The organism is Rhodopirellula halodulae, assembly GCF_020966775.1.
Classification (GTDB): Bacteria; Planctomycetota; Planctomycetia; order Pirellulales; family Pirellulaceae; genus Rhodopirellula; species Rhodopirellula halodulae.
Genome location: NZ_JAJKFV010000029.1, coordinates 2,364,400 through 2,386,922, shown reverse-complemented (window position 1 = coordinate 2,386,922; position 22,523 = coordinate 2,364,400). Strand labels below are relative to the sequence as shown.

The 22,523-nt window shown below is 56.7% G+C and carries 18 protein-coding genes; 6 read left to right on the top strand and 12 right to left on the bottom strand.

Features of this window, described 5'->3' with window-relative positions; translation table 11 throughout:
- The first annotated feature begins 20 nt into the window (after positions 1-20).
- The gene (locus LOC70_RS21600) at positions 21-476 is read left to right on the top strand and encodes an FHA domain-containing protein (protein ID WP_230256044.1); all 456 of its coding nucleotides are present in this window, start codon (positions 21-23) and stop codon (positions 474-476) included.
- Between the two features lie 236 nt (positions 477-712).
- Here the strand turns inward: LOC70_RS21600 and LOC70_RS21595 are convergent, their stop codons facing one another.
- Complete coding sequence (locus tag LOC70_RS21595; protein ID WP_230256043.1) at positions 713-1,153, bottom strand: thioredoxin family protein; 441 nt, start codon at positions 1,151-1,153, stop codon at positions 713-715.
- An 810-nt stretch (positions 1,154-1,963) separates the two neighbouring features.
- On the opposite strand from LOC70_RS21595, the gene LOC70_RS21590 reads away from it, so the two are divergent.
- Positions 1,964-2,698, top strand: a complete 735-nt coding sequence (locus LOC70_RS21590; protein WP_230256042.1) for an apolipoprotein acyltransferase — start codon at positions 1,964-1,966, stop codon at positions 2,696-2,698.
- Between the two features lie 125 nt (positions 2,699-2,823).
- Positions 2,824-4,059, top strand: a complete 1,236-nt coding sequence (locus tag LOC70_RS21585) for an O-antigen ligase family protein (protein ID WP_315857324.1) — start codon at positions 2,824-2,826, stop codon at positions 4,057-4,059.
- A gap of 45 nt (positions 4,060-4,104) precedes the next feature.
- Here LOC70_RS21585 and LOC70_RS21580 read toward each other — a convergent pair whose 3' ends face one another.
- Complete coding sequence (locus LOC70_RS21580; RefSeq protein ID WP_230256040.1) at positions 4,105-6,876, bottom strand: phosphoenolpyruvate carboxylase; 2,772 nt, start codon at positions 6,874-6,876, stop codon at positions 4,105-4,107.
- A gap of 429 nt (positions 6,877-7,305) precedes the next feature.
- On the opposite strand from LOC70_RS21580, the gene LOC70_RS21575 reads away from it, so the two are divergent.
- Complete coding sequence (locus LOC70_RS21575) at positions 7,306-7,569, top strand: hypothetical protein (protein ID WP_230256039.1); 264 nt, start codon at positions 7,306-7,308, stop codon at positions 7,567-7,569.
- A 440-nt stretch (positions 7,570-8,009) separates the two neighbouring features.
- Here LOC70_RS21575 and LOC70_RS21570 read toward each other — a convergent pair whose 3' ends face one another.
- From LOC70_RS21570 to LOC70_RS21550, 5 genes are all read right to left on the bottom strand, one after another.
- On the bottom strand, positions 8,010-9,113 hold the full coding sequence (locus LOC70_RS21570; RefSeq protein WP_230256038.1) for a Gfo/Idh/MocA family protein: 1,104 nt from the start codon (positions 9,111-9,113) through the stop codon (positions 8,010-8,012).
- Positions 9,110-9,919, bottom strand: a complete 810-nt coding sequence (gene lpxA, locus LOC70_RS21565) for an acyl-ACP--UDP-N-acetylglucosamine O-acyltransferase (RefSeq protein WP_230256037.1) — start codon at positions 9,917-9,919, stop codon at positions 9,110-9,112. The genes LOC70_RS21570 and lpxA overlap by 4 nt, the downstream gene beginning before the upstream one ends.
- 75 nt (positions 9,920-9,994) lie before the next feature.
- Positions 9,995-10,903: a UDP-3-O-acyl-N-acetylglucosamine deacetylase gene (gene lpxC / locus LOC70_RS21560; RefSeq protein ID WP_315857291.1), complete on the bottom strand. Its 909-nt coding sequence runs from the start codon at positions 10,901-10,903 to the stop codon at positions 9,995-9,997.
- A gap of 161 nt (positions 10,904-11,064) precedes the next feature.
- The gene (locus tag LOC70_RS21555; protein WP_230256035.1) at positions 11,065-11,667 is read right to left on the bottom strand and encodes an OmpH family outer membrane protein; all 603 of its coding nucleotides are present in this window, start codon (positions 11,665-11,667) and stop codon (positions 11,065-11,067) included.
- Between the two features lie 171 nt (positions 11,668-11,838).
- Positions 11,839-14,037 carry a M28 family peptidase gene (locus tag LOC70_RS21550; RefSeq protein WP_230256034.1) on the bottom strand — a complete coding sequence of 733 codons (2,199 nt, stop codon included), beginning with the start codon at positions 14,035-14,037 and terminating at the stop codon, positions 11,839-11,841.
- A 636-nt stretch (positions 14,038-14,673) separates the two neighbouring features.
- Between LOC70_RS21550 and rnc the strand changes: the two genes are divergently transcribed.
- Together rnc and LOC70_RS21540 are read left to right on the top strand one after the other, a co-directional pair.
- The gene (gene rnc / locus LOC70_RS21545) at positions 14,674-15,429 is read left to right on the top strand and encodes a ribonuclease III (protein ID WP_230256224.1); all 756 of its coding nucleotides are present in this window, start codon (positions 14,674-14,676) and stop codon (positions 15,427-15,429) included.
- Between the two features lie 235 nt (positions 15,430-15,664).
- The gene (locus LOC70_RS21540) at positions 15,665-16,582 is read left to right on the top strand and encodes a DMT family transporter (RefSeq protein WP_255716532.1); all 918 of its coding nucleotides are present in this window, start codon (positions 15,665-15,667) and stop codon (positions 16,580-16,582) included.
- 34 nt (positions 16,583-16,616) lie between these two features.
- Here LOC70_RS21540 and LOC70_RS21535 read toward each other — a convergent pair whose 3' ends face one another.
- The 5 genes from LOC70_RS21535 to LOC70_RS21515 form a co-directional block, all read right to left on the bottom strand.
- Positions 16,617-17,750, bottom strand: a complete 1,134-nt coding sequence (locus LOC70_RS21535; RefSeq protein WP_230256032.1) for an ABC transporter permease — start codon at positions 17,748-17,750, stop codon at positions 16,617-16,619.
- A gap of 69 nt (positions 17,751-17,819) precedes the next feature.
- Positions 17,820-18,524: an ABC transporter ATP-binding protein gene (locus tag LOC70_RS21530; RefSeq protein ID WP_230256031.1), complete on the bottom strand. Its 705-nt coding sequence runs from the start codon at positions 18,522-18,524 to the stop codon at positions 17,820-17,822.
- On the bottom strand, positions 18,524-20,083 hold the full coding sequence (locus LOC70_RS21525) for an HlyD family efflux transporter periplasmic adaptor subunit (RefSeq protein ID WP_230256030.1): 1,560 nt from the start codon (positions 20,081-20,083) through the stop codon (positions 18,524-18,526). Before LOC70_RS21525 ends, LOC70_RS21530 begins: the two co-directional genes overlap by 1 nt.
- Positions 20,083-20,604 (bottom strand): hypothetical protein, encoded by a 522-nt coding sequence (locus LOC70_RS21520; protein WP_230256029.1) that lies wholly within the window; start codon positions 20,602-20,604, stop codon positions 20,083-20,085. Before LOC70_RS21520 ends, LOC70_RS21525 begins: the two co-directional genes overlap by 1 nt.
- Positions 20,605-20,721: 117 nt before the next feature.
- Entirely contained in the window at positions 20,722-21,876 is a 1,155-nt protein-coding gene (locus tag LOC70_RS21515; protein WP_230256028.1) for an ABC transporter permease, read from the bottom strand.
- Between the last annotated feature and the right edge of the window lie 647 nt (positions 21,877-22,523).

Below are 22,523 nucleotides of genomic sequence, written 5' to 3'. Positions count from 1 at the left end.
TCTTTGAAGCCCCAAGTACCATGAGCGCTGAAGACGCCCCAGAATTCGCTGGTGCTTTCGGACAGCTGACGCCATTGGGCGGCGGCGATCCGATCCCCTTGATCAAAGACAAGCTCTTGATCGGCCGGCGACGCCACTGTGACATTTGTTTGGATTTCTCGAACGTGTCCAGCCAACATTGCAAAATGACCTTGGAACAAGGTTATTGGTTCATTCGCGATCTCAACAGCCGCAATGGCACCAAGGTCGACGGCCGATCCATCATGCGAAAACGCGCCGATCCAAACTGCAAGATCTCGATCGCCAAGCACCACTACACGCTGGAATATGAACCGCAGTTGTTGGGTGCCTATGGTCCGCCACCAGCCGACGATGACTACATCGAAGAGGTCATGAAGAGTTCGCTGATGGATCGCGCGGGGATCAGTCGTCGCGATCCCAAAAAGCGGTTCTTCAATCGCAAGAGCGAAGACTGATTTGAAACGCTAGGTCGGCGAACGATCGAATCCGCCGACCCGCAAACGTGCTCGCTCGCAAGACTGACTCGCTCGCCAAACAAACAGAAAGGCACGTGCAAGGAAACTTGCACGTGCCTTTTTCGTCGTTTGACCAGGTCGGATTGGAGCGAAAGGACTCCATGGCTTCGCTCAGCGATTCCTTCAGCGAGCCGATTTCTCCATCCAATCGGCTGCTCGTCAGAACGGGATGCGGCTCAACCTTGGCCCAGGCTGACGACTCGTTTGATCAACGAGCGAACAGGCTGAACAGGTTGATACCCCATCAATTTGCGGCGGCTCCAACGACCGTCTTCGGTTTTGCTGAACATGATGATTTGCGGGATCATCTTTTCGTCCTGCATCAGGCTCTTTGCCAATTCAGGTTCTGCGTCGCGATCCACCAATGCGACGCTGACATCATCCAGCTCACCGCTGTTTTGCATGTTCGCGATGGTCGTCTTCTTCAGAGTTTCGCAAGCGGGGCACCAAGGTGCACCGACGACGACCATCAAAGGTTTGTCCTCTTCAACGGACTTTTTGTAGGCAAGTGTGTAGTTCTGGTCCGGCGTCTGCGTCGACGCATCGTGGGAGACCTCGGTCGAAATCGAGCCGTTGGTCGCCATGGCGAGCGTAAGACCCAAGAACAGTGACAACATCCCAAGCTTCCTCATACAACGTGTGACGAGTCGACGGTTGCGGCACCTTGCCGGCATTCGAGCTGGGCGACCGTTTCACTGACCGCCTCAAGAAATCCTGAGGGCTGCAGATCATCCGCAAACCACGTCCTAGCTCAAGAAAAGATTCGATGAGTGGTACCGCCGAAACGCTTGTACAACGAACCTCACTGATCCGCTTTCGAATTCCTGTCGAAGGCTCAATGAGTCCGAATAAACGCTGAAAGTCGGCTCCGACCGATAGCATCCTGATCGATCTCGGAAATGACCTTGGCCTGAAGGGCGAAACACCGCGACGCAGACAGCCTCCCCCGGTGGGGGAATGGCCAATCTGTGCCGGTCGCGTCGACCGGACAGGCTGGGCGGGATTCTAGGACTGGTGCAAATGCGTGCAAGTATCCGCACCTCGGTTTTGCAAATTTCGCAAAAAAGCGGCTCAATCCCCCGATAAACCCGGCTAAAGGGCCACCACACCCCGCTGAGTTGGCAAGATAGGCAAACCTTTCGGGTGGCGATCGGACATCTGGCCCGTTCACTCGCGAAAATTTGGTGGGTTCAGGGGCAGTCGTAGCTGGACCGATCGAGCTCAGAACAGCCCCAAAACTTCGCCGCCGGAACACGAAAAATTCGTCGTCTTTCGCACAATCTCGCGAAATGCAGCCGCACTGATCCGTCCAACCTCGCGAAAGGGTTGAGCCCCAACAACAATGTTGGCAAGTTCTGACTTGTTCGTCTAAAAACCGCACGCCCGACACATCTCCGCCACTCCGCACGATTCGTCTCCGCCCACTCATGCAGTTCCCACCGCCACCCGCCACGCCTCCCGATCATCCGGAACTCGTCGCCTTGCTGCGCCGCATGGGCGAGTCCGTTGGCATCAACGATGATTCCGTTTTCGAAAACGACAAGTTCGTTGGCTTCTTCCAATCCTTTCGCCCCGATGGTCGTGGACTCGACGGTGTCTTTGAAAATCTGAACGTCGGCCAGCAACTGGAACAACGGCTGGCGAACTTGTTTGATATCGCCGGCGACGATCGACGGCCCCAAGGCGGACGAGACGCGTTCTTCCTGGTCCGCTCACCACAGCCCATCGACCCTGTGGTGGTGGAATCAAAGGCGGCCGATTGGACCGACCGCATGATCCAGTTGGCAGAGGAACTGGGGAACGATGATGCCGCGTCCCGTTTGCGAGGCATCGAAAAGCACCGTGTGTTGGAAGGCATTCCTCCCAAACATCCCAAAGAGGATCACCACAAGACGCAGTTGCTGAAGACGTTCCAAGATCTGGTTGAGAACTTCGTGACCCAAGTCGACGTGCAGGATCCTTTTGCGGAGGCACTGCGTGCACCCTATTACTTCATCTCCTGCGATGCCGGCGTTCGCGATCATTTGATGTGGCCGCTCTACATGGATCACGTCCGCGTGGAGGAACCCTTTGAGCCTTACTTTGATCTCTGGTCGCACGGTGTGAAGTTTCGGATCTATCAAGAACAGCAAGTCGACTGGTACATGCCGAGACTGTCTTGACCACGATCACCGAGCCTTCTTCCCGAATCGCGGGTGAACACCGCGAAGCTGACTCCACCCACGAGTTCTCCTCTCAAGCATCTTCCTTCAGCGGATGGATTGCGTGGGCGGTGTTCGTGGTGGTGATGTTGGCGATGTTCATCAACCCGATCGAACCCAAGACCAGTGCGGAGTTCGACCGCGCGACAAGCAGTCTCAACGTGCTGACCTTGGCCAAACTGGGTTTGGCGGGCTTGGCGACCTTTTGGGGCGGTCTGGCCTTTATGGTAAGCCCACGCACACGCGGCATTTTGTTCAGTCTGCCAGGATTGGGACTGCTCTGCCTTGGCATCGTTTTCACGCTGACCAGCCTGTTCGCTATTGAGCAAAATGCGACGATCAGCCGAGCCTCCGCGCTAATCTACCTGGGCTACGTCCTATTCACCGCGATGGCTCTCGCGACATTGGGCCCACGCAAATTGGTCGCGGCGGTGGTCTGTGGAAGTTGCCTGTACATGTTGGTGACGTGGGGATTGTTCGTTCTCGTTCCAGAGCTCGGCACGTTCGAGGAATACGTCAGTGCCACCGAGACTGTCAAACGCATGGGCGGCACCGGTCACCCCAACAACATCGCCAAGAATGCCATCACCATTGTCTTGGTCGGCGTCGCAATGTATTTGGGCCGAACGGACAGCATCACATCCGTCGGCGTCCGCGGATCATGGAAGCGATTGTTTCTGATCGGCGTGATCACGTTGGCGGTGGCAACCGTGATCGCAACGCTCAGCCGAACCGCAATGCTCGCCGGATTCGCGGCGGCCGGCGTGCTTCTGATCGATCGCCTTTATGGCCGAGGCGGGATGGCGGTGGGAATCCTCGCCGTCGCATCGGGTGCTGTGCTGGTCCTTGGTATTTCCTTGTTCACGGGCGAAGGCCCCTTTTCAGAAACGGCCGTCAGTGCGGTGACCAAGAGCGGTGATGTGGAAGAGATCACATCGCTCACCGGACGCACCACCATTTGGAAAGAAGCGTTGAGCTTCATTGTCCAGCGACCGCTGACCGGCTATGGCATGGACAGTGCCGCCAGCGTGATGAGCCGCGAAGCGACGGGCACTCACAACCTGCTGCTGCACGTCACGTTCTCCGCCGGAGTCATCGCTTGCGGCTTGATGCTCCTGCTGCTCGGTTGGTCGCTCGTGTTCGGAACGACCTCTCCGCAAGAATGGATCCGAGCGGTGTTGGTTTATGTGTTGGTGTCTGGTTTGGTGGAAGACACCATCTTGGAATCATTCCCCACCACACTCACCATGCTCTGGTTCGCGGCGCTGCTAACGCCGGCACTGATCGGCGTCAATCAACAGGGATCGCCGCAAGACATCTGACTCGGTGATGTGTTCCCGAGTTTGCCAAACCCCGCAGCGGCTAAATCAGCCGGTGGTTCCCAGTCCGGATGCAATGGCGTTGACGCTCAGCAGCAACGCGGGCAGCAACGCATCCGCCTGAGCATGCTCGCCCATTTTGTTGTAGCTACGCCAACGCTGCAGCAAAGAAATTTGCTGACGGTGCAGCAATCGCAAACCTTCGCTTCGCAAAGCGATCATGCGTTGCACATTGGGACGCTGCGATTCCATTGGCCCGCCATAGACAGCTTCCACCATCTCGCATGCCAGCTTCCACTGCGATTCAATGTCCGTGACAAACCGCTCCCGAAGCGTTGCATTGTCAACCAAGGCGGCATACTGCTTCATGACTTCGATATCGACCGCGGTCACGCTGGTGGCGACGTTGCTGATCAAGTAGTGAAGCGGTGCCCAATCACGCAACGATTTCTTGACGGCGGCAAATTCGTCAGGACATTCCGTTTGCAGTTTCTTCAGTGCACTTCCAACGCCGTACCAGCCCGACAAATAACAACGTGCTTGGCCCCAACTGAACACCCAGGGGATCGCTCGCAAGTCATCCAAAGTTTGTTGCCCGGTCCGTCGCGCGGGACGAGAACCAATGCGACTTTGTTCAATCGCGTCGATCGGCGTGGCTTCGCGGAAGAACTCCACAAAGCCTTCGCTGTGAAGCAACTCGCAATAAGTCGACCGTGCCCACGCGGCCAGCTTGACCAACGTTGGCTCCAACGGATGCTCCGCTTCCTTTGACCGTGAATCCGCGAGCGACTTGCGAGTCACGCCGGCCAAAAAGAGTTCCAGGTTGTAGATCGCCGTCGGCTCATGGGCGTACTTCTGGGCAATGGTCTCGCCTTGTTCCGTCAAACGCATGTCGCCGCCGATCGTGTGGTCAGGCAAGCTCTTGATGAAGCGGTGCGTTGGTCCGGCACCACGGCTGATCGTGCCACCTCGACCGTGGAAGAAACGTGCTCGTACGCCGTGTGACCGAGCGACATGAGTTAGCTTGCGCTGCGCATGTCGAAGCCCCACGAGGCTGGCCAAGATTCCGCCGTCCTTGTTGCTGTCGCTGTATCCGATCATGACTTGTCCGACCGGTGCCGAAGATCCTTCTCGCTGCGCGATGGCCGCCAAACTGTTTCGCGTGATGGGGTGTTGCAAGAAGCGGTCGTAGATCTCGGGCGAACGTTCCAAGTCATCGATCGTCTCAAACAACGGCACGACAGGCAGCGGACACACCGGTCCGTTCTCGGTTCGTTGCAGCAGACCAACTTCGCGAGCCAACAAATAGACCGCCATCAAGTCCGACGTGTTGCGAGTCATGCTGACGATCAAAGCCCCCAAACCATCCGCGCCGTGTTTGGATCGATACTGGGTGACCACTCGCAAAGCTCCCAAGACCGCGTCGGCTTCTTCGCCGGCCGACGAATCCGGGTGCGTCAGCGGACGTGAACTGGCAAGCTCTTCAGTCAGGAATTTCATCCGCTTGGCTTCGTCCCAGCTAGCGAACTTCCAATCGGACATACCGGCCGCGCGAAGCAACTGTTCAATCGCCGTGTCGTGCTTGGCACTGTTTTGACGAATGTCCAAAACCGCCAAGTGGAACCCGAATGTTTGAGCAATCCGCATGGTCGGCGCGACCGCATTGGCAGCCACATCCGCCATGTCGACCGCGACCAGACTTTCATGCAGGCAACGCAGATCGGCCAACAATTCTCGCGAACGTTGATAGGTGAACGTTTGCCCGGCGTCATTCTGCAATCCACCATTCGCTTTGACGGTTGGCAAACTGGCCATCATCAAGTTGATGTATTGACGCCAGGGTTCATTCGGATTGCGAGCGATCGCCTTCGCCCCCACGTCGCCCATCGCTTGGGCCCGCTCGGCGATTCGATTGAGAAACTCACTGGTCGGCGGCAACCAGTAAGCGGAGACACTGGTCAAACGAGCCAACTGAACCAGCTCCTCACGCATCAGCTCAATCGCACCACGGCGAAGCTGCATCAGCGTTTCTTCCGTCACCTCCGGAGTGACCAAAGGGTGTCCGTCGCGGTCACCACCGACCCACGTCCCGAACGTCAAGCGCGGCAGTGCCAACGGATCGGCAATCGCATCTTCGCTCAACCCGACCTCGCGCCAAGCCTGACGAAGCCGTTGATCCAGCGGTTGCAATGCCTTGGGGAACACGACGGTCAAGTAGTCCATGACGTTGCGGCGTTCGGACTGCAGATCGGGTTTGTCCAAATAGATCTCACCGGTTCGCCACAAAATGTTCAGCACCGATTCGATGGCTTGCTCGTTTTCCGAACGTCGCCACGGAGGAAGGTCGGCTTGGTGTCGCATTTGAAAACGGCGGAACAATCGACGGTGATGAGCCAACACCGTGGCACGTTTGGCCTCGGTCGGGTGTGCCGTCAGCACCAATTCCACCCGCATCGAAGGCAACTCCGACGCGATCATGTCCGCCGACCAACCTCGATCGATCAACTGTTGCAGGCTCTCTCCCCACAACGCGGGCAGATCCGCCATGCCGGATTCCGATTCGATGCGATCGCGAAACTGCGCCGCCGAACTTTGCTCGGCCATGCTTAGCAATTGAAACGCGATGGAATAGGCCTGCGTCAGTTGAACCGAATCGGCCGGCGTCTTTTCGATGTCCAACTTCGATCCGGGAACCGGCAACAACTCAGCCAACTGTTCATCGCCTCCACGCTGCAACACGGTCTGCAACACCGACAGCATCCACTGCCAATCGCGGTTCAGTTGTTCGACGTCGAGAGCGAGAATACTGGCAGATACCATTGCGAATTTTCAATGAGTTGGGTCGAAGAAGAAACGGCGGGCCGTAGCATCATCCCGTCACGGCCAGTGCCCATTTTGACAAACCGGCGGGACAAGCCAACACGCCTCGCGTCATGGCGTTCGGTTTTCGCATACGAATCTGGCTTGGGTGCAGAATCTGACGGTAACGCGAATTAGCGGTTCGTCGTCAACAAAATTTCGTGGGCACATCCAACCACGCGATGGATTTCAAAGCCCAAACGACGGCGCATAAAAAAACGAGCACTGTTCATGAACAGCACTCGCTCTTAGCACGGTGTTTCGCGGCAGCGATCGAAACCCACTACCGACGAATGCCGGTGATTCAGTTGCAGCAAGGATCTGGGCAGCACTTTTTGGCTGCGAAGCGAGCCTTGATCTTTGCGAACAAGCCACACTTTGGCTTTGCGCATGGGTCGCAGCAAACTGGTGCTGGCTCTGGGCAGCAAACAGGAGCTGGTTCGCAGCAAACTGGTGCTGGTTCTGGCTCGCAGCAAACGGGAGCTGGAGCAGGTGCTGGTTCGCAGCAAGGAGCTGGTGCAGGTGCTGGCTCGCAGCAAACAGGAGCTGGAGCTGGCTCTGGGCAGCAAACTGGTGCTGGAGCTGGTTCGCAGCAAACTGGCTCAGGTGCTTCGCAGCAAACTGGAGCTGGCTCGCAGCAGCTTTTCTTCTTGAAGCATCCGAACAAACCGGCTTCAGCTTGTGGGGCCACAGCAACGCTGCTAACAGCGAACAGGGCGACGACCATGATCGATCGAATCATCTAAACTCTCCTAGACTAGGTGGAAATGCCTCAAACACGCGCGGAGGCAATTTGGGCAGAGTTTAGGTGTCACGCAGCTTGCGTCAACCAGTGCAATTACACCGGAAAAAACGATCAAAACGACTTTGCGGGGCAAAATTCCTGCGGGTTTTGAGCGGTTCTACGCGACAGAGAGCGAATCCTGAACAGGGATGCGTCAGCCTGTCGCACCTTTAGACCCAGCAATTTGCAAGCAATTCGCCGACACACTGGCCTGCTGCGAACAAGACAGCTGGATTCGCTCGCAACCCACCCAGTCGATGAAGCCGGGCATTTCGCAACGAATGGCGAACGCTCCGGCGAGAGCACGCGGTTAGGCAGCCCGGCGAGAAGCCGCGACATCTTGCGTTGCGGGTTGGCCAACGCGGCGACGTGGAATCGCCAACGGACCACGCTCATCAGCACCAGCGTACGAGTACCAAGCACGCTCATCGATGGCATCCAGAATCGCGGATGCGATGGTGACGGCGCGAGCACCGGCGGAACCATCAACGATCGGTGAAGTGCGACTCTCGACGCTGATCACAAAGTCATGCAGCTCATCGAGGATCGCATTGCGAGGCTCCAACTCGTTGACTTCGCACTGCAAGTGCTCACCGAACAAATCATCGGCGTATCCCAATGGATTGTCGGTAGCTTGATCCAAATCAAACTGCCGTGTCGACAACGTTTCACTCGCACGAACGGTCGAAAGCGATGGCTTCCCAAAATCGATCTGTGCAAATCCGGCCGGACTGAACAAAGTCATGTCGCGACAAGGCAGTGGACTGACTCGCGAAGCCTTCAAATTCGCGACCAAGCCACACTCGAACTCCAAGCGAGCTTCGGCAATGTCTTCGTGATCGCTGACCACGGAAATCCCGCTGGCCGAAATGGAACGCACCGACGCTTGAGTCAGCGACAGCACCAAATCCAAATCGTGAATCATCAAGTCCATCACCACGCCAACATCCAAACAACGTCCGGGGAAGCGTGAAGCTCGCGTGGCCTCGACGTATTTCACGTCGACACCAAAATCACCCAGCGCGGTGAACGCGGGATTGAATCGTTCAACATGGCCAACTTGCAAAACCAAGTTGCGAGTGGACGCCATCAACGCCAGGCGGCGTGCGTCGTCCGAATCAGCGGCCAGTGGCTTTTCAACCATCAGGTGCTTGCCGGCCTTGATCAAAGTCGACGCGATGTCGCAGTGCAGGTCCGTCGGCGCCGCGATGATGGCTGCGTCGATGTGTTCGATGGAATCGCGGTAGTCGCTGTACGCGGTGACACCATGAGTTTCCGCCAAGGCATCGCATGCGTCCTTCACCGGATCGCAAACGGCGACCAAGCGGGCTCCTTCCACTTGAGCAATCAGCTTCGCGTGGATGCGGCCCAGGTGACCGGCTCCAATGACGGCGACTCGCAATTCCCGGTTCATGCTGCTTTCTTTCTACGATCTCGTCCTCGGCCGGCACGACCAAGGCAACTGTTGTCCAAACAATCAAACAGGTGACGCAAAACGGGGCGGATTGGACCGGTCGCGAACATTTGATCGCGAGCGGGTTCCACACCGACACGCTTCCGATACAGCAAACGAAACGCCTGCGTCAACACAGCAATGTCGTCTTGCGTGTAATCGTGACGTTTCAGTCCCACCGTGTTGATGCAACGGGGACGAGCGTCCGCGCCGTCGACAATCACGTACGGTGGCACGTCTTGCAGAATACGAGTCATCGCACCGACGAAGCTCAGCGTTCCGATCGAAACGAACTGGTGCACCCCGGCTCCACCGGCAATGGTTACATCATCAGCGATGTGAGCGTGCCCACCGATCATGCAATTGTTGGCCAGCACGATGCGTGACCCAATGCTGCAATCATGAGCGATGTGTGTACCGGTCATCAGATAGTTGTGATCGCCAACGCGAGTCACACCGTCTTCTTTTTCACTGGCACGGTTGATCGTGACCTGCTCACGAAAAACATTTCCATCGCCAATCTCAACGCGAGTGGGCGTATTGCGATAGCTGACGTCTTGCGGGTTCGTGCCAATCGAAACGTGCGGAAAAATTTGGTTATCGCAACCGATCGAAGTGACCCCGTCGATCGTCACGTGGTCGCCCACGCGAGTCCGATCGCCCAACTTCACGTTGGGTCCGATGACGCTGAAGTGGCCGATTTGGACCCCATCACCGATTTGTGCACGAGGATCAACGACGGCGGTGCGAGCGATGTTAGCACTCATGTTTGGATCCTTGGTGCGTTGTCTTGAGTTTGAGATGCGATAACAAAGTGAGTTGATAAATCAAGTTGGTTCGGTTCATGCTGCACGGCGATGAACTAGCACGGCAGACGACTCATCCTGGCGAACCAAAGACTGCTCGGCGGCCAATTCCGCCAGCCGTTTCGCGACAATCGCGTTGAGCGAATGTCCACCGCGAACCGAAGTGAACTGTCCTATCAAAGACACGCCAGCCAGCGAAAGATCGCCAATCAAATCCAGTGTCTTGTGACGTGCACATTCGTTGCGAAAACGGTAGGCATTGCCGACGGGCCCGTCTTCACCAATCACCAGCAGGTCGTCGTGGGTTACATGAGACGCCACGCCCGAGCTTCGCAATTGATCGGCTTGTTCGGCCGTGACAAAAGTGCGTGCCGAGGCGACTTGGCGAGAAAACGTGTGAGGTGTTTGGACGCACCGATACGACTGCTGACGAATCGGGCTGTCGACGCCATAGTCCAGCGAATATTCGTAGACCGTTTCCTGGTTCGTGCTTGGAGCAACATCGACATAGCCGCCACCATGTTCGATCCGGAACGAATCGCGAATCACAAGCGGCCGCGACGTTGCTGCTTGAATGACCAAGCCGGCCTCTTGCAAGGCATCGACATAGGCGAGTGAACTGCCGTCCAAACCGGGTAGTTCTTCGGCGGAGATCTCAACTCGGCAGTTGTCAATTTCCAGTCCGGCCAGCGCGGCCATCAGATGCTCGACCATCTGGAACGAAGCGTCGCCCTGAACCAAGTTGGTGCGGAAGGAAACGCCGTCGGCGAATTGGGTGTGAGCGGGGCATTCTGGCATGCCCGGCAAATCGGACCGAACCAGCACAACACCGGTTCCGGCAGGCGCGGGACAGCAAGTGACGCGAACGTCTTTGCCGCTCCAGTAACCACGCCCGCTGATTTCACAGCACGACGCGATCGTATGTTCGTTGCGAATCCCCATCACGCTGCGAGCCTCCTTGCACGCGAGCGAAACCTGCCCACGGGCACTCCGTGCCCATGGCCCCATTGCATGTCATCAAGTGCCGCGAATCCTTCGCTGCACCGCGTGGTGGCCCAAGCAACACTTGAACCACCGAATTCATTGTCTTCGTCAGACGACCTTGATCACTGACGGTTTGGTGCGCCGCCGGCCATCAACTTCTTGTCCAGGAACTGCATAACAGCTCCGGTCATGTCCAACTTGTCGTCGTGATAGACGATGTTTCGCATCACGCCCCGGATGACCGATTCACCTCGTTCGAGGTCCATGTTTTCGCTGTTGTAACGAAGAACCAGGTTGATTTTGTGGTACACGGCAATCTGTTGGACGCCATCAGCGATGAGCTGGTAGTTGTCGTAGTAGATCTTCGCTTCGCGATCGGCCAACTCTTTGCGTTTGCGAGCCATGTCCAAACGAAGCTTGGATTCCATGGCAGCGACGCGTTCTTCTTGAGCAGTGTACTCAGCCGAACTTGGGTTGAAGGTCTTCAGCTTCTCGGCAGCAGCCTTCAACTCTTCGCGTTTCGCGGTCAACTCCGCGTCGAAGGCCTTCAGGTTGTCTTCAACTGCCTTGACTTGCTTTTTGATACCTTCATTTTCTTTGAAGATGTAAGCGACGTCGACGACGGCGATGCGGTGACCGCTGTCTTGGGCAGAAACCGAAGCCGGTGCCAAAACACTGACGGTGGTCATGGCCATGGCGATGGCCGAAAGAACGATGGTTCGCACGTCCGCTACTCCTTGCGTGGTGAATGCGATGGTCTAATTCAAGCCCGCTTGAATGGCTTCGGTTTCCTCACCGAAATCAAGCTTTGTTGCCGGTCATTCTGTCAATCCCGTTCGACCAGTTCAAGACGGATCGAGGTGGTTTCAACAGCAGATTGGACTTTTTCTTGGCGATTATCGAGCTCGAAGCCTGACGCTCAATTCCACCGTTTCACCATCCCGCAATACGGTCAGGTTCAGAACGTCCCCGGGTGACTTCGATCGAAGTTCTTCCCGCAAATCGTTGATGGATTGAATCGGTTTGCTTCCAGCCTTCACCAATTGATCGCCTTCCAAAACGCCCCCATCTTTCGCAGCACTCGGATCCATCACGTCAATGACTTGATTGGATGTCGGGTCCAATTGAACACCGAGCATGACCGTCATTTGACGTCGAATCTGAAAATCTTTGTTCGTCTGCGTGTATGAAGGCCGTCGCGGTGACGTGGCAATCCGATTGGCGGCCTGAGAAACGATATCGGTTATACGGATCATCCCGTCCATGTTAAGTTTCTCGAAATCATCACTTGGACGGTGATAATCGCTGTGCAGACCGGTGAAGAAGAACAGCACCGGCACGCCGGCTTCATAAAACGAAGCATGGTCGCTGGGCCCGTACCCGGTGGCCACCAAATTCAGCTTGAACGGCCGCGAATCTGGGGCCGCGCCAGTTTCAGGAAGTCCGTCGTTGAGTTCGTTGACGAGGTTCTCAAAATCATCGGACGTCCCCGTCCCGTAGACGGTCAGCTCGTTGTCGCGAAGCCGCCCGACCATGTCCATGTTGATCATCGCAACCGTTTTCGAAATGGGAAAACGAGGTTGCTGGCAATAGTACTTGCTGCCGAGCAGCCCACGTTCTTCTCCGGTGAAGGCGATGAACAAAACGCGACGATGAGTTTCTTTATCTGCCAAATGAGCGACGACTCGCTTCGCGACCGCTAACATCGTCGCCGTGCCAGACGCGTTGTCGTCCGCACCGTTGTGAATCTCGATCGTTCCCGGTGCCAGGGATCCCTGCCCGCCCATCCCGACATGGTCGTAGTGGGCACCGATCACGATGGTCTCATCGGCCAACTCCCCTTTGCCCTCCAACACGCCCAGCACGTTCGGGCTGGTGGCGGTTCCTTTCGTCAATCCAACCTGCAATCGGGCTCGAAGCGATTCGGCCGCGATGCCGCGCGGCTGGAAATCCGAATCAATCGCGGCTTCCACCACGGTCAATCCACCGGCAAACGTTTCGGCCTCATCGTCAACCGCGTTGGCTGCCATCTGCTTCAAAATCCGATCCGCGGCGTCTCGGGAGATCGAAGCCACCGGAATCGCGGGACGCTGAGTCGTTTCGCCGGTGATGGGGTCCTTTACCGGATCGCCCAACCGAGGCCGCATGCCAGCCTCCGCGACACCCAACAGACCCCACCCTGCTTTGTCGACGGCCAAATCTCGAATGCCGAACATTTCCTTCGCTGCGTCCAGTTTCTCTTGAACAACAGACCGCAACTTAGTGGCCTCCGCCGGCAGAGCGTTGAGCTGCATCTGCAACGCTTTCACTCGACGGTCTTCCGCCGCGTAATTGTTTTCGACCCGCTGGACCGATTCCCGGACGCTGGCCGGATCATTGATGAGCAGCACACCCGCCGCGCCTTCCGCGATCGCCGTCGCGATTTTGGTGTCGAAGAAAGCGTGCCGCGTGTTCTTCACACCATCAAACGGACTGTCCGGATTCGCGAAACCGGGTTCTTTGCGGAGCATCATCACGATCTTGCCCTCAGCAGGCCGATCGGTGGATTTCCCAGACGCCTTCATCGCGTCGGCCAAAGCTTGGTAATCGTCGTATCCGTATTCTGGTGCCCGTATGCCGTAGCCCAGCCAAACCAGATCCGATTCCACATCCCCCGAGAGGGCCCCAATCGCGAGTGGCGAAAACTGGCTGTCCAATGCAATCGCAGAAGGGTTCGACTCGGCCGTCCACCAAGTCAATCGATTGTCGTCGCGAGACGTTGGCTCGGACCCGGTCGCCATCTCGACAGGCTGAAACGCGGAGTCGCCATAGAGATGGGTGTCCAAGCCGATTTGCTGGAATCGTTCCGCAACATGCTCCGCAGCGAGCTGAATTTCCTTCCCCACGGCGTTGCGACCTGCCAATTCTTCGCTGGTGAGGTAACGCAGATCCGCACGCAGATTCGCATCGGTCGCGGCGGCGACGTTGTTGGACAAATCCTCCGCTTCCGTGATCGGCATCCGCCCCAAAAGGAAAACGGCGGCCATGACGATCACCCCAGCGAGCGTTTTCCACCGACCTGTTTGCCCCAAGCTGATCCAATTCCTTCGCGTCATGGTTTCCTTCCACTGATTGGCGTGTGCCGCAATGTTTGCTGGTTCACGGTTTGCTGGTTCTCGTGCTGACCGCATGGCTCTCGATCGGTCGGTCTCGGGTGACGGCAACGAATCGCCCCGCTCAGAAACCGTTCCACGGCAAAACAACATACCGCCCGCCGACCGACCGTTGTTCGCAACCCAGCCTGCCCATTGGCGATCCGCCCCCTCGGGAGGTGCCCAAAAATCCTGCCCAGGGAATCCGCACATTCCGCTTGCGGTGCGCCAATTGAAATTGCTTGGATGCAAGGGCGTCATTGCGTTGCCAAAATGATACTCCCCCAGATAGAATCATTGGCGGCATCGGAGAGATTCCGCTTTGAAACTCTCCGATTTTTTCCAACAGTCGCTCACCGGTGGCCGAGACATCCCCCGCATTTTTGCGTTTGGTTTCGGTCACCGGCGCGGGACTGAAGACTGACAGATTGTCCATCTTCATCCAACTCGCCCAAGGTCCGACCGCGCGTGTCATCCTCATCCAATTCATCTCGTGAAGGTTCACGAGACGCTTCGTTCACGTCGGAATCTGAACCGACGGTCTCGACGCAGCCCAACGAGTCGCCACCACCCACCGACGAATCGCTTCGTTCAGAAACGATCCGATTGGTGGACGCCTCCGACGACGAACCCTACGCGGACTCGCCGGCCAAGATCGAACGCTGCCAAGAGATCCTCGGCTATCGCTTCAAAAACATCGACCTGCTTCATTCGGCGTTGACGCACGCCTCGGGCGCCTCACATCGCTTGGCAAGCAATGAACGGTTGGAGTTTTTGGGCGACTCCGTTTTGGGGCTGACCGTTTGTGAATGGCTCTTCAACGAGTACCCCGAATACAGCGAAGGCGATCTGACGAAGATCAAATCCGCTGTTGTGAGCCGGCGTTCCTGTGGAAAGGTAGCTTGCAAATTGGGACTGGACCAATGCTTGATCGTCGGCCGAGGCGTCACTCGCAATCGCAGTTATCCCAAGTCGTTGGTGAGCGATGTCTTCGAAGCGGTCATCGCGGCGCTGTACTTGGATGGCGGACCGGAGGTGGTGCGTGAACGGTTGAAGCGTTGGCTGGCCGATGAGGTCAACACCGCGGTCGACACGCAAGGTTCTGGCAATCACAAATCGGTGTTGCAGCAATACGCCCAACGCGAATTGTCAGCGACGCCAATCTACAAACTGATTCGCGAAACGGGTCCTGATCATCGCAAGATGTTTTTGATGGGAGCCATGGTGGACGACCGAACGTTCACCCCGGCTTGGGGCAACAACAAAAAAGACGCCGAGCAACGTGCCGCCGCGAATGCTCTTGCGGAGTTGCACGGCACGCCGGTTCCTTACGACAGCGAACAACAGCTCTCCTAAGCGTTGTGATTGTTTTCGCGTGATGATCGACCGAGAGCGGGAATTAGGTAGCGATTCCCGAACCGCGGCGGACAAAGCGTGTCCACGCTGTCAGTGAGCCCGGTTGCGGCGAATCTTTTCGCTCGCCACGCTGGCTATCTTCGCCGCTGAATCTCCATCACAAAGTGAACTCGTGAGTTCCCCGACCGTCCCGAACGAGGCATCACCCGTCACCCGCCCCGCCGGCACGAGCAAGTTGTCGTGGGGCGTGACGCTCGCAATCGTCGGCACGTTTCTCTTTGCGTTGAAGTCCATCTTTATCAAACTCGCCTTTGCCGCCGGGGCAGACGCGACCTTGTTGTTGACGCTGCGGATGTTGATGGCATTGCCCTTCTACGCCGCTGTCTTTGCAACCTTGATGCGACGTCGGTACAAGTCTTTGCCGAATAGCGTTGCGTCGGACCAGGCACCGAAATCTGGTTTGCCGATCCCGATCATGGTGCGGGCTTTATCGCTTGGGTTCTTGGGCTACTACTTGGCCTCTTACTTGGACCTTTCTGGGCTGCAGTACATCTCCGCACAACTCGAACGCCTGACGCTGTTCACCTACCCAGCGATGGTCGCGGCACTCGCTTGGATGTTTTTGGGCGAGACCTTGAACCGTCGCATTTTGGCGGCGATTGGTTTGTCTTACGCGGGCGTTTGGTTGATGTACGGACAAGAAAGCCAGTTCACTACCGACGGCAACACGGCGTGGGGAGTTTTCCTGGTTTTCGCGGCGGCACTGAGCTATTCGTTCTACGTTCTCTTTGCCAAACCGGTGATGCAACAAATCGGCAGTCGCGAATTCACGAGTTTGGCAATGATCGGCTCCACCGCATTCGCGTTGACCCATTTCTTTTGGTTTCGATCGGCGTCAGATCTTTTCGCAGTGCAACCGGTGGTTTACGCGTACGGATTGATCTTGGCGTTTGTATGCACGGTCATTCCAAGCTTCATGATTAACGAAGCGATCCTGACCATCGGTGCCACGCGGACGACGGTCATCGGTTCCGTTGGCCCGGTACTGACCATGTTGCTGGCGATCCTCATTCTGCACGAACCATCGTCGTGGCAACATTTCGCCGGCATGGGAATCGCCATCGTTGGCGTCAGCTTGGTCGCCAAGAAATGACAACTGCAACGGTGATTGATCTCGCGCGACGAAATCAGTCCTGACGCAAGGCGTTGACGATGGGAACGGTGGCGGCTTGAATCGCGGGTAGGATTCCGGCCAAGATCCCCACGATGACCGACACCATGGTTCCCATCATGGCCAGGTGAATCGAAGGCCGAAAAGCAATCGTCGCCCCCTCCGCTCCGATCGCGAATCCGCCAAGCCCCAATGCCACCAATGCGAGCAATGTCCCGCCGACTCCGCCGACCAGACACAGGAGCGTACTTTCGGCCAAAACCAATCGCATGGCTCGCAGCGGACGGACGCCGACCGTTTGAAGCACTGCATATTCTTTGATCCTGTCTTGGACACTCATCACCGTTGTGGTCGCCACCAGCGAAAGCACCAATCCGACGCAGGCGTAACCTAACCAGTGTGCGAACCCGATCAAATCAACCAAGTCCGAGAGGGTGCTTGCCTGGAACGCTCCCTTTCGCCGCGTCTTTGTCGCCACCGCCGCCGCTCGTAGCTTCTCGTCAATTGCTGCCGCGACGCGATCAGGGTCGGCTTCTTTCGTGAGAGACACCTCATGCTGCGTGACCAAACCCGCCGCGTCGAGACCTCGGGCGTACTGCAAGAATCGCAAACTCGTGTAGATCAAGTTTTCTTCTGACGGAACATTCGAGGTGAAAACTCCCGCGACACGAACGGACAATTCGCCGATCGTGAATTGATCCCCGGTTTTTAGCCCGCGTCGCTGAGCCACATTGCGTCCGACCAATGCCGCATCTGTGGAGGACTGAAACTGCTGCCAGCTTCCGCTGAGAAGCCGCAACGGACGCATCCGTCGAATTTGCTCTGGGTCGGCTCCGTTGAAAACGACAATGTCCAAACTCGCACGACAGTTATTGGTCCAAACCTGAATGGGCATCACTTCGCGAACACCCGGGATTTCTTGAACGATGCGTTGGTAATCTTCCGGCAACCGACTGCTGGTCGGGCAAAACCGATTTTCCTGAAACACAATCAAGTTTCGATCCGCGTCCGTCCCCGTCGTCAAACGCCGCATTCCTTCTTGAACCGACCCCACAAAACAAAACACAAACATCGCCACCGCCGCACCGGTCACCGTCAACAACGTTCGAGTGCGATGCCGCCACAGCGTCTTGAGAACGTAGCGAAACATAGGGTTGGCTGACAAAAGGAAGGAATGGTTTCTTGATCGGCTAGCCGAGTAAAGACACACTTCTGTTGCTTACGCGAGCGTCGCTGAAGAAGATGTCGCCCCGGTCTCAATGAACTTCCCGCGATCCAGCAACAGTTGCCGGTTTGCAATTTTGGCTGCGTCCAAATCATGAGTCACCATCAACATGGTGATGTTGAGTTCGCGATTTAGCCGTTGAAGCAAGACTTGCACTTGTTCACTGGTTTCCGTGTCCAAACTTCCCGTCGGCTCGTCCGCGACCACGACTTTCGGATGAGCGACGATGGCGCGAGCGATTCCGACACGTTGTTCTTGTCCGCCAGACAACTGTCTGGGGTAGTGATCCGCTCGGTCGCTGAGCCCCACCGCTTCCAATGCCAACTCCACCCGTTGACGTCGTTGCGAGCCGCTCATCTTCAACAACAGCGTGGGCAATTCCACGTTCTCGTAGGCAGTCAGGACGGGAATCAGATTGTGAGTTTGAAAGATGTATCCCAAATTCGCGGCTCGCCAATCCGCCAACTGCCCCCTCGATAAACTTGTGACGTCGGTGTCGTCCACGCGAATTGTCCCGGCATCGGGCCGATCAATCCCGCTGACCAAATTCAGCAGAGTGCTCTTCCCGGTCCCGCTCGGCCCCATCAGCGAGACAAACTCACCCTCGTGGATGTCTAAATCGATTTGATCCAACGGCGTGATCGTCTGATCTCCCTTTTGAAAACTTTTCGACACGCCTCGCAATTCGACCAATGCCATCAGTTCACCCCCATTGTTTGATCTTCCGATTCGATTTCCACCCAGTCACCATCCTTCAAACCTGACGGTCGGCTGGTGATCAATTTGGCGGTGACATCCAGTCCAGATTCAATTTCCACCAAGTCATCCCCAGCCGTTCCGCCAACACTCACAGCCTTCCTTTCAGCGATCGACTCGGCACTGACGCACCAAACATAGTCGCCTTGATCGTTCGTCTGAATCAACGATTTGGGGATGAACAAACGCTCGCGTTCGGCCGACGCATCGACACCACCATTGACCTCGGGCGACAAAAACGTCGTGGTGACCAGCATCTCCGGGCTCACCGTGGCGGGCGGATCCATCAGTTCGACTTTGACCTCCAGCGTGTTCTTTTGAACATTCGCCGCGCTGGTGGCTTGCAAAACGCGTCCTTGGATCACCACAGAAGACGATGCCGTTTCAATCTCCACCGGTTGGCCTTTTTGAACCATCGGAACATCTTCCAAACGCACGTCAGCTCTCACCTGCAATCGTTCGGGATCGTACATCTCGACCACCGTGCTGGCACTGTGCGAAGCCGATGACGAAGCCCCGGAAACACGCGTGCCCGGTGAAGCCACCAACCTCAAAATGCGCCCCGACATCGGTGATTTCACCACATTGCGTTCCAAAACCAACTTCGCTTGACGCAATTGCAACTTCGCTTCTTCCCAAAGCGCTGCGGCGGAATCGACCTTCGCCTCGGCTTCCTCCACCTGTCGGGTTTCCTCAATCAAAAGCTCCAATTGACTCTTCAAAGCATGCACCTTGTTGCTGAGTGCATGGACGTCTCGTTTTAAATTCGGCTCACGTTGCTCCAACTCTTGCAACTTGGCCTGCTCCGCCGCGAGGTCGCTCTCCGCGCGAGAAAGAAGCCGGCCGGAGATCGCTCCTTCAGCGGACCGTTTGCCCTGCAAGTTTTGCTCGGCGTATTTCACATTCGCCTTCGCCGCCTCTGCTAGGAATGGCAACTTGGCCAACTCCGTTTCCGCTTTCGCCAACATGCTTTCGGCGTCGGACAGTTGGACCTGCAAGTGCAATGGATGATTGAGTCGACGTTTTGCAGCGGCCAATTCCGCTTTGGCTCGCTTCCACTCTCCCTCCCGGATGGCAACCGTGTTCCTCGCACGCTCGACATTCAATTCTGCATCAATGGAAATGAGACGAGCAACGGGCTCCCCTTTCTCAACGGCCTGCCCTTCCACCACCAGCAAGGATTCGATCACTCCGGGAGCCAGAGCCGCGACGCTGATTGCCGTCGGTCGCGGTTCGATCCACCCCGGAGCCTGGAACAACGCTGTCCCCGCTTGAACCACCTCAGCTCGCTTGGCAATCACCGGCATCACCGAAACCTTCGGCCGAGGCAACCAGTGTCGCCCCGCCGAAACACCCAACAATGCGGCGAAGCCGATCAAGGTCGCCGCGGGCAATAAATATCGGATGCCGAATCGACGGTACCGAGATGGTTGCCGAGACTGATGTTCTTTCGGATTGCGATCCAAAGCCAATTGGCCGAGGTCGAGCGGAGTGTTTGCCATTATCCCTGATCCGATTGAACGAACACGTCGCTCGCTTCCACCGTCAAGTTGCCTTGTTCATCTCGCTTCGCAATCCCCTGAACGACTACCTTCGACAACTCCTTCATTCCCAACAATTCCCGAGCCGTGGTTGGTACCGGTGACCCTGATTCATCAACGACCTTGATGGTCGCGATGTTTTCTTTCACCTGATCCTGCGTGCAGCAATAGTCCCACGGCGTGGGGCAACCTTCTTCGCTCGAGCAATGAGGCACCTTTGGATCGACGACGGTGAACGCGGCGATTCCATCGACAAATGGTTCCGCGGAACCACCCACCATACCAACCAACGTCAGCTCCTCCCCATCACTGACCTTTTCGCGAGCCTCTCCCACCGGAATCGCACCGGTAGGTTCGGAACTGGCAAGGTAGTTTGAATCCGCACCACCACTCTCGTTCGCACTTTCAGCGACGGGCTGGCCTCCACACCCGAGGAGAGTGACTGCAGACAATGACAGAAACAACATGTTGAAACGCTTCATTTCGTCTTTCCTAAAAATAGAATTCAAAACTTGATTTATGGTGGCAAACTTCTTCGACTCGAATGTCTCTGCGTTCTTCCCAGCAACCATTCAAATCACCCCGCATGATGCCACCGGTCACACGGACTTCAGTCCCGTCGCAACTTCCTGACGCAACGCTTTGAGTGCTGGGGGCAACGAGCCCAGAACACCCAATAAGATTCCAACTCCGCAACCCACCAAGATCGCAACGCTATCGATTCGTAACGCAAAAGCTCCCATGGTGAATCGAATCGCCATTCCATTGAGCAGAAACAACGCCACCGTTCCGGACAACAGTGCTCCCGCCGCCGCGAGTAACACACCTTCCTGGATCACACTGACCAGAATTGCGCTTCGCCGATAGCCAATTGCTTGCAACGTTGCGATCTCTCGAATTCGTCCCGCCACGGCCCCATACATCATGTTGAGTCCGGCAAAGACTCCGGCTCCCGACACCAGGAGCACGACAAACCAAGCCAAGACTCGCACGGGTTTGTAGTGCTGTTGAAGCGACGCGTAGTAATCCGTTTCACGAATCGCATGCAGCTCCAGATCCAGCCTTTCTTTGCAGAACAATTGAACCTCTGCAGCAGAGCTTCCCGGCTTCAATCGAATCGCAACTAAACTCAAATCCTGGCGTTTGGTCGCCGTTTGGAAGTCGTTCAAACCGCACCAGATTTCCGATTCAAACGCGGATCCGCCCGATGCGAATAGACCGCTGATTGTCCACTGACGGCCCTCGAACTTCAGCTGTTTTCCCGTTCGCAACGCCTCTTTCTCACAGCCCAATTTCGCGGCGACCAACCGCCCCACCATGACTTCGCCGGCGGACGGCCAGTGACCATCGACGATCTGGACCGTTCGCCGCACCAAAGGCGCCGACGTCTCCACCCCACGCACCAATCCCAATCCAAACTCACCCGATCCCGTTGCCACTCGTGTTCCTAGATAAAGCTCCGGCGATACGTGCTGCACGCCATACCGACGCATCGTTCCACGCAGGCTGGCGGCCAACAAAGATGGTGTTCGAGCCGCGATGGAGGAGTTTTCGACGTTCTCTTCTGAATTGACTGAGTAGACCAAGACGACGTCCTCATCACCGCTGATCGCTAGCGATCGTTCCAACCCACGGATGAAACCAACCACCACAAAAACCAACATGACGACGGTCGCCAGGGCAACCAAAGTCAATGTGGTTCGCACGGGTCGCCGAGCGAGATTGCGAACGCCATATTCCCACGGCAACAACATCAGCGATCACGCCTGCGCTCAGTTAGGGTGGGTAATGCTTGAAGCACAACGTGCATGGCTCGTTCAAATTTCATGTTTCATACATTGCATGGGTCGACCAGGAATGATCCCCGACAGCGGAACCGTTCCAACGAATGACTGAACCAATTCCGCCCCGTTGTCAGGGCAACGTTGAACAATCGTGGCGCAACAGCAGGCGCACACGTTCATCGCGTCGAAAGAAATGGATTCAGCGGAAGCAAGAGTTCCCCGGCAGCAGCGTGCCGAGAAGCATTCCGCTCAAATCACCCAAGATTGATGCGCGACGCGCACCTGACGCCCAGTCATGCGCACCGGATCCGGCGGTCCATGACGAAAAAGGATGGCGCCGACACCACGGCAAGATTGGTCCACCAAGTCGACTTCATGCAACCAATTCACCACGTCGGTGGAAACACAAAACTCGATCTCGCCGCACCGAACCGCACCGTCACAGATGCATCCCGGGCAGGCGCATTCGCCATCGCAAGGCAGTTCGCTCCGTTCGGATGTCCGAGAATTCAATGGCGCAGACTCTGCGTTGGGTTCGCAGTGCTGAGAACAGCAGCAGGTCGCTGGCGCAGCGGTGTCGTCGCCAGTTGTTTCCGCTTGGCAAGGCAAACAACGCA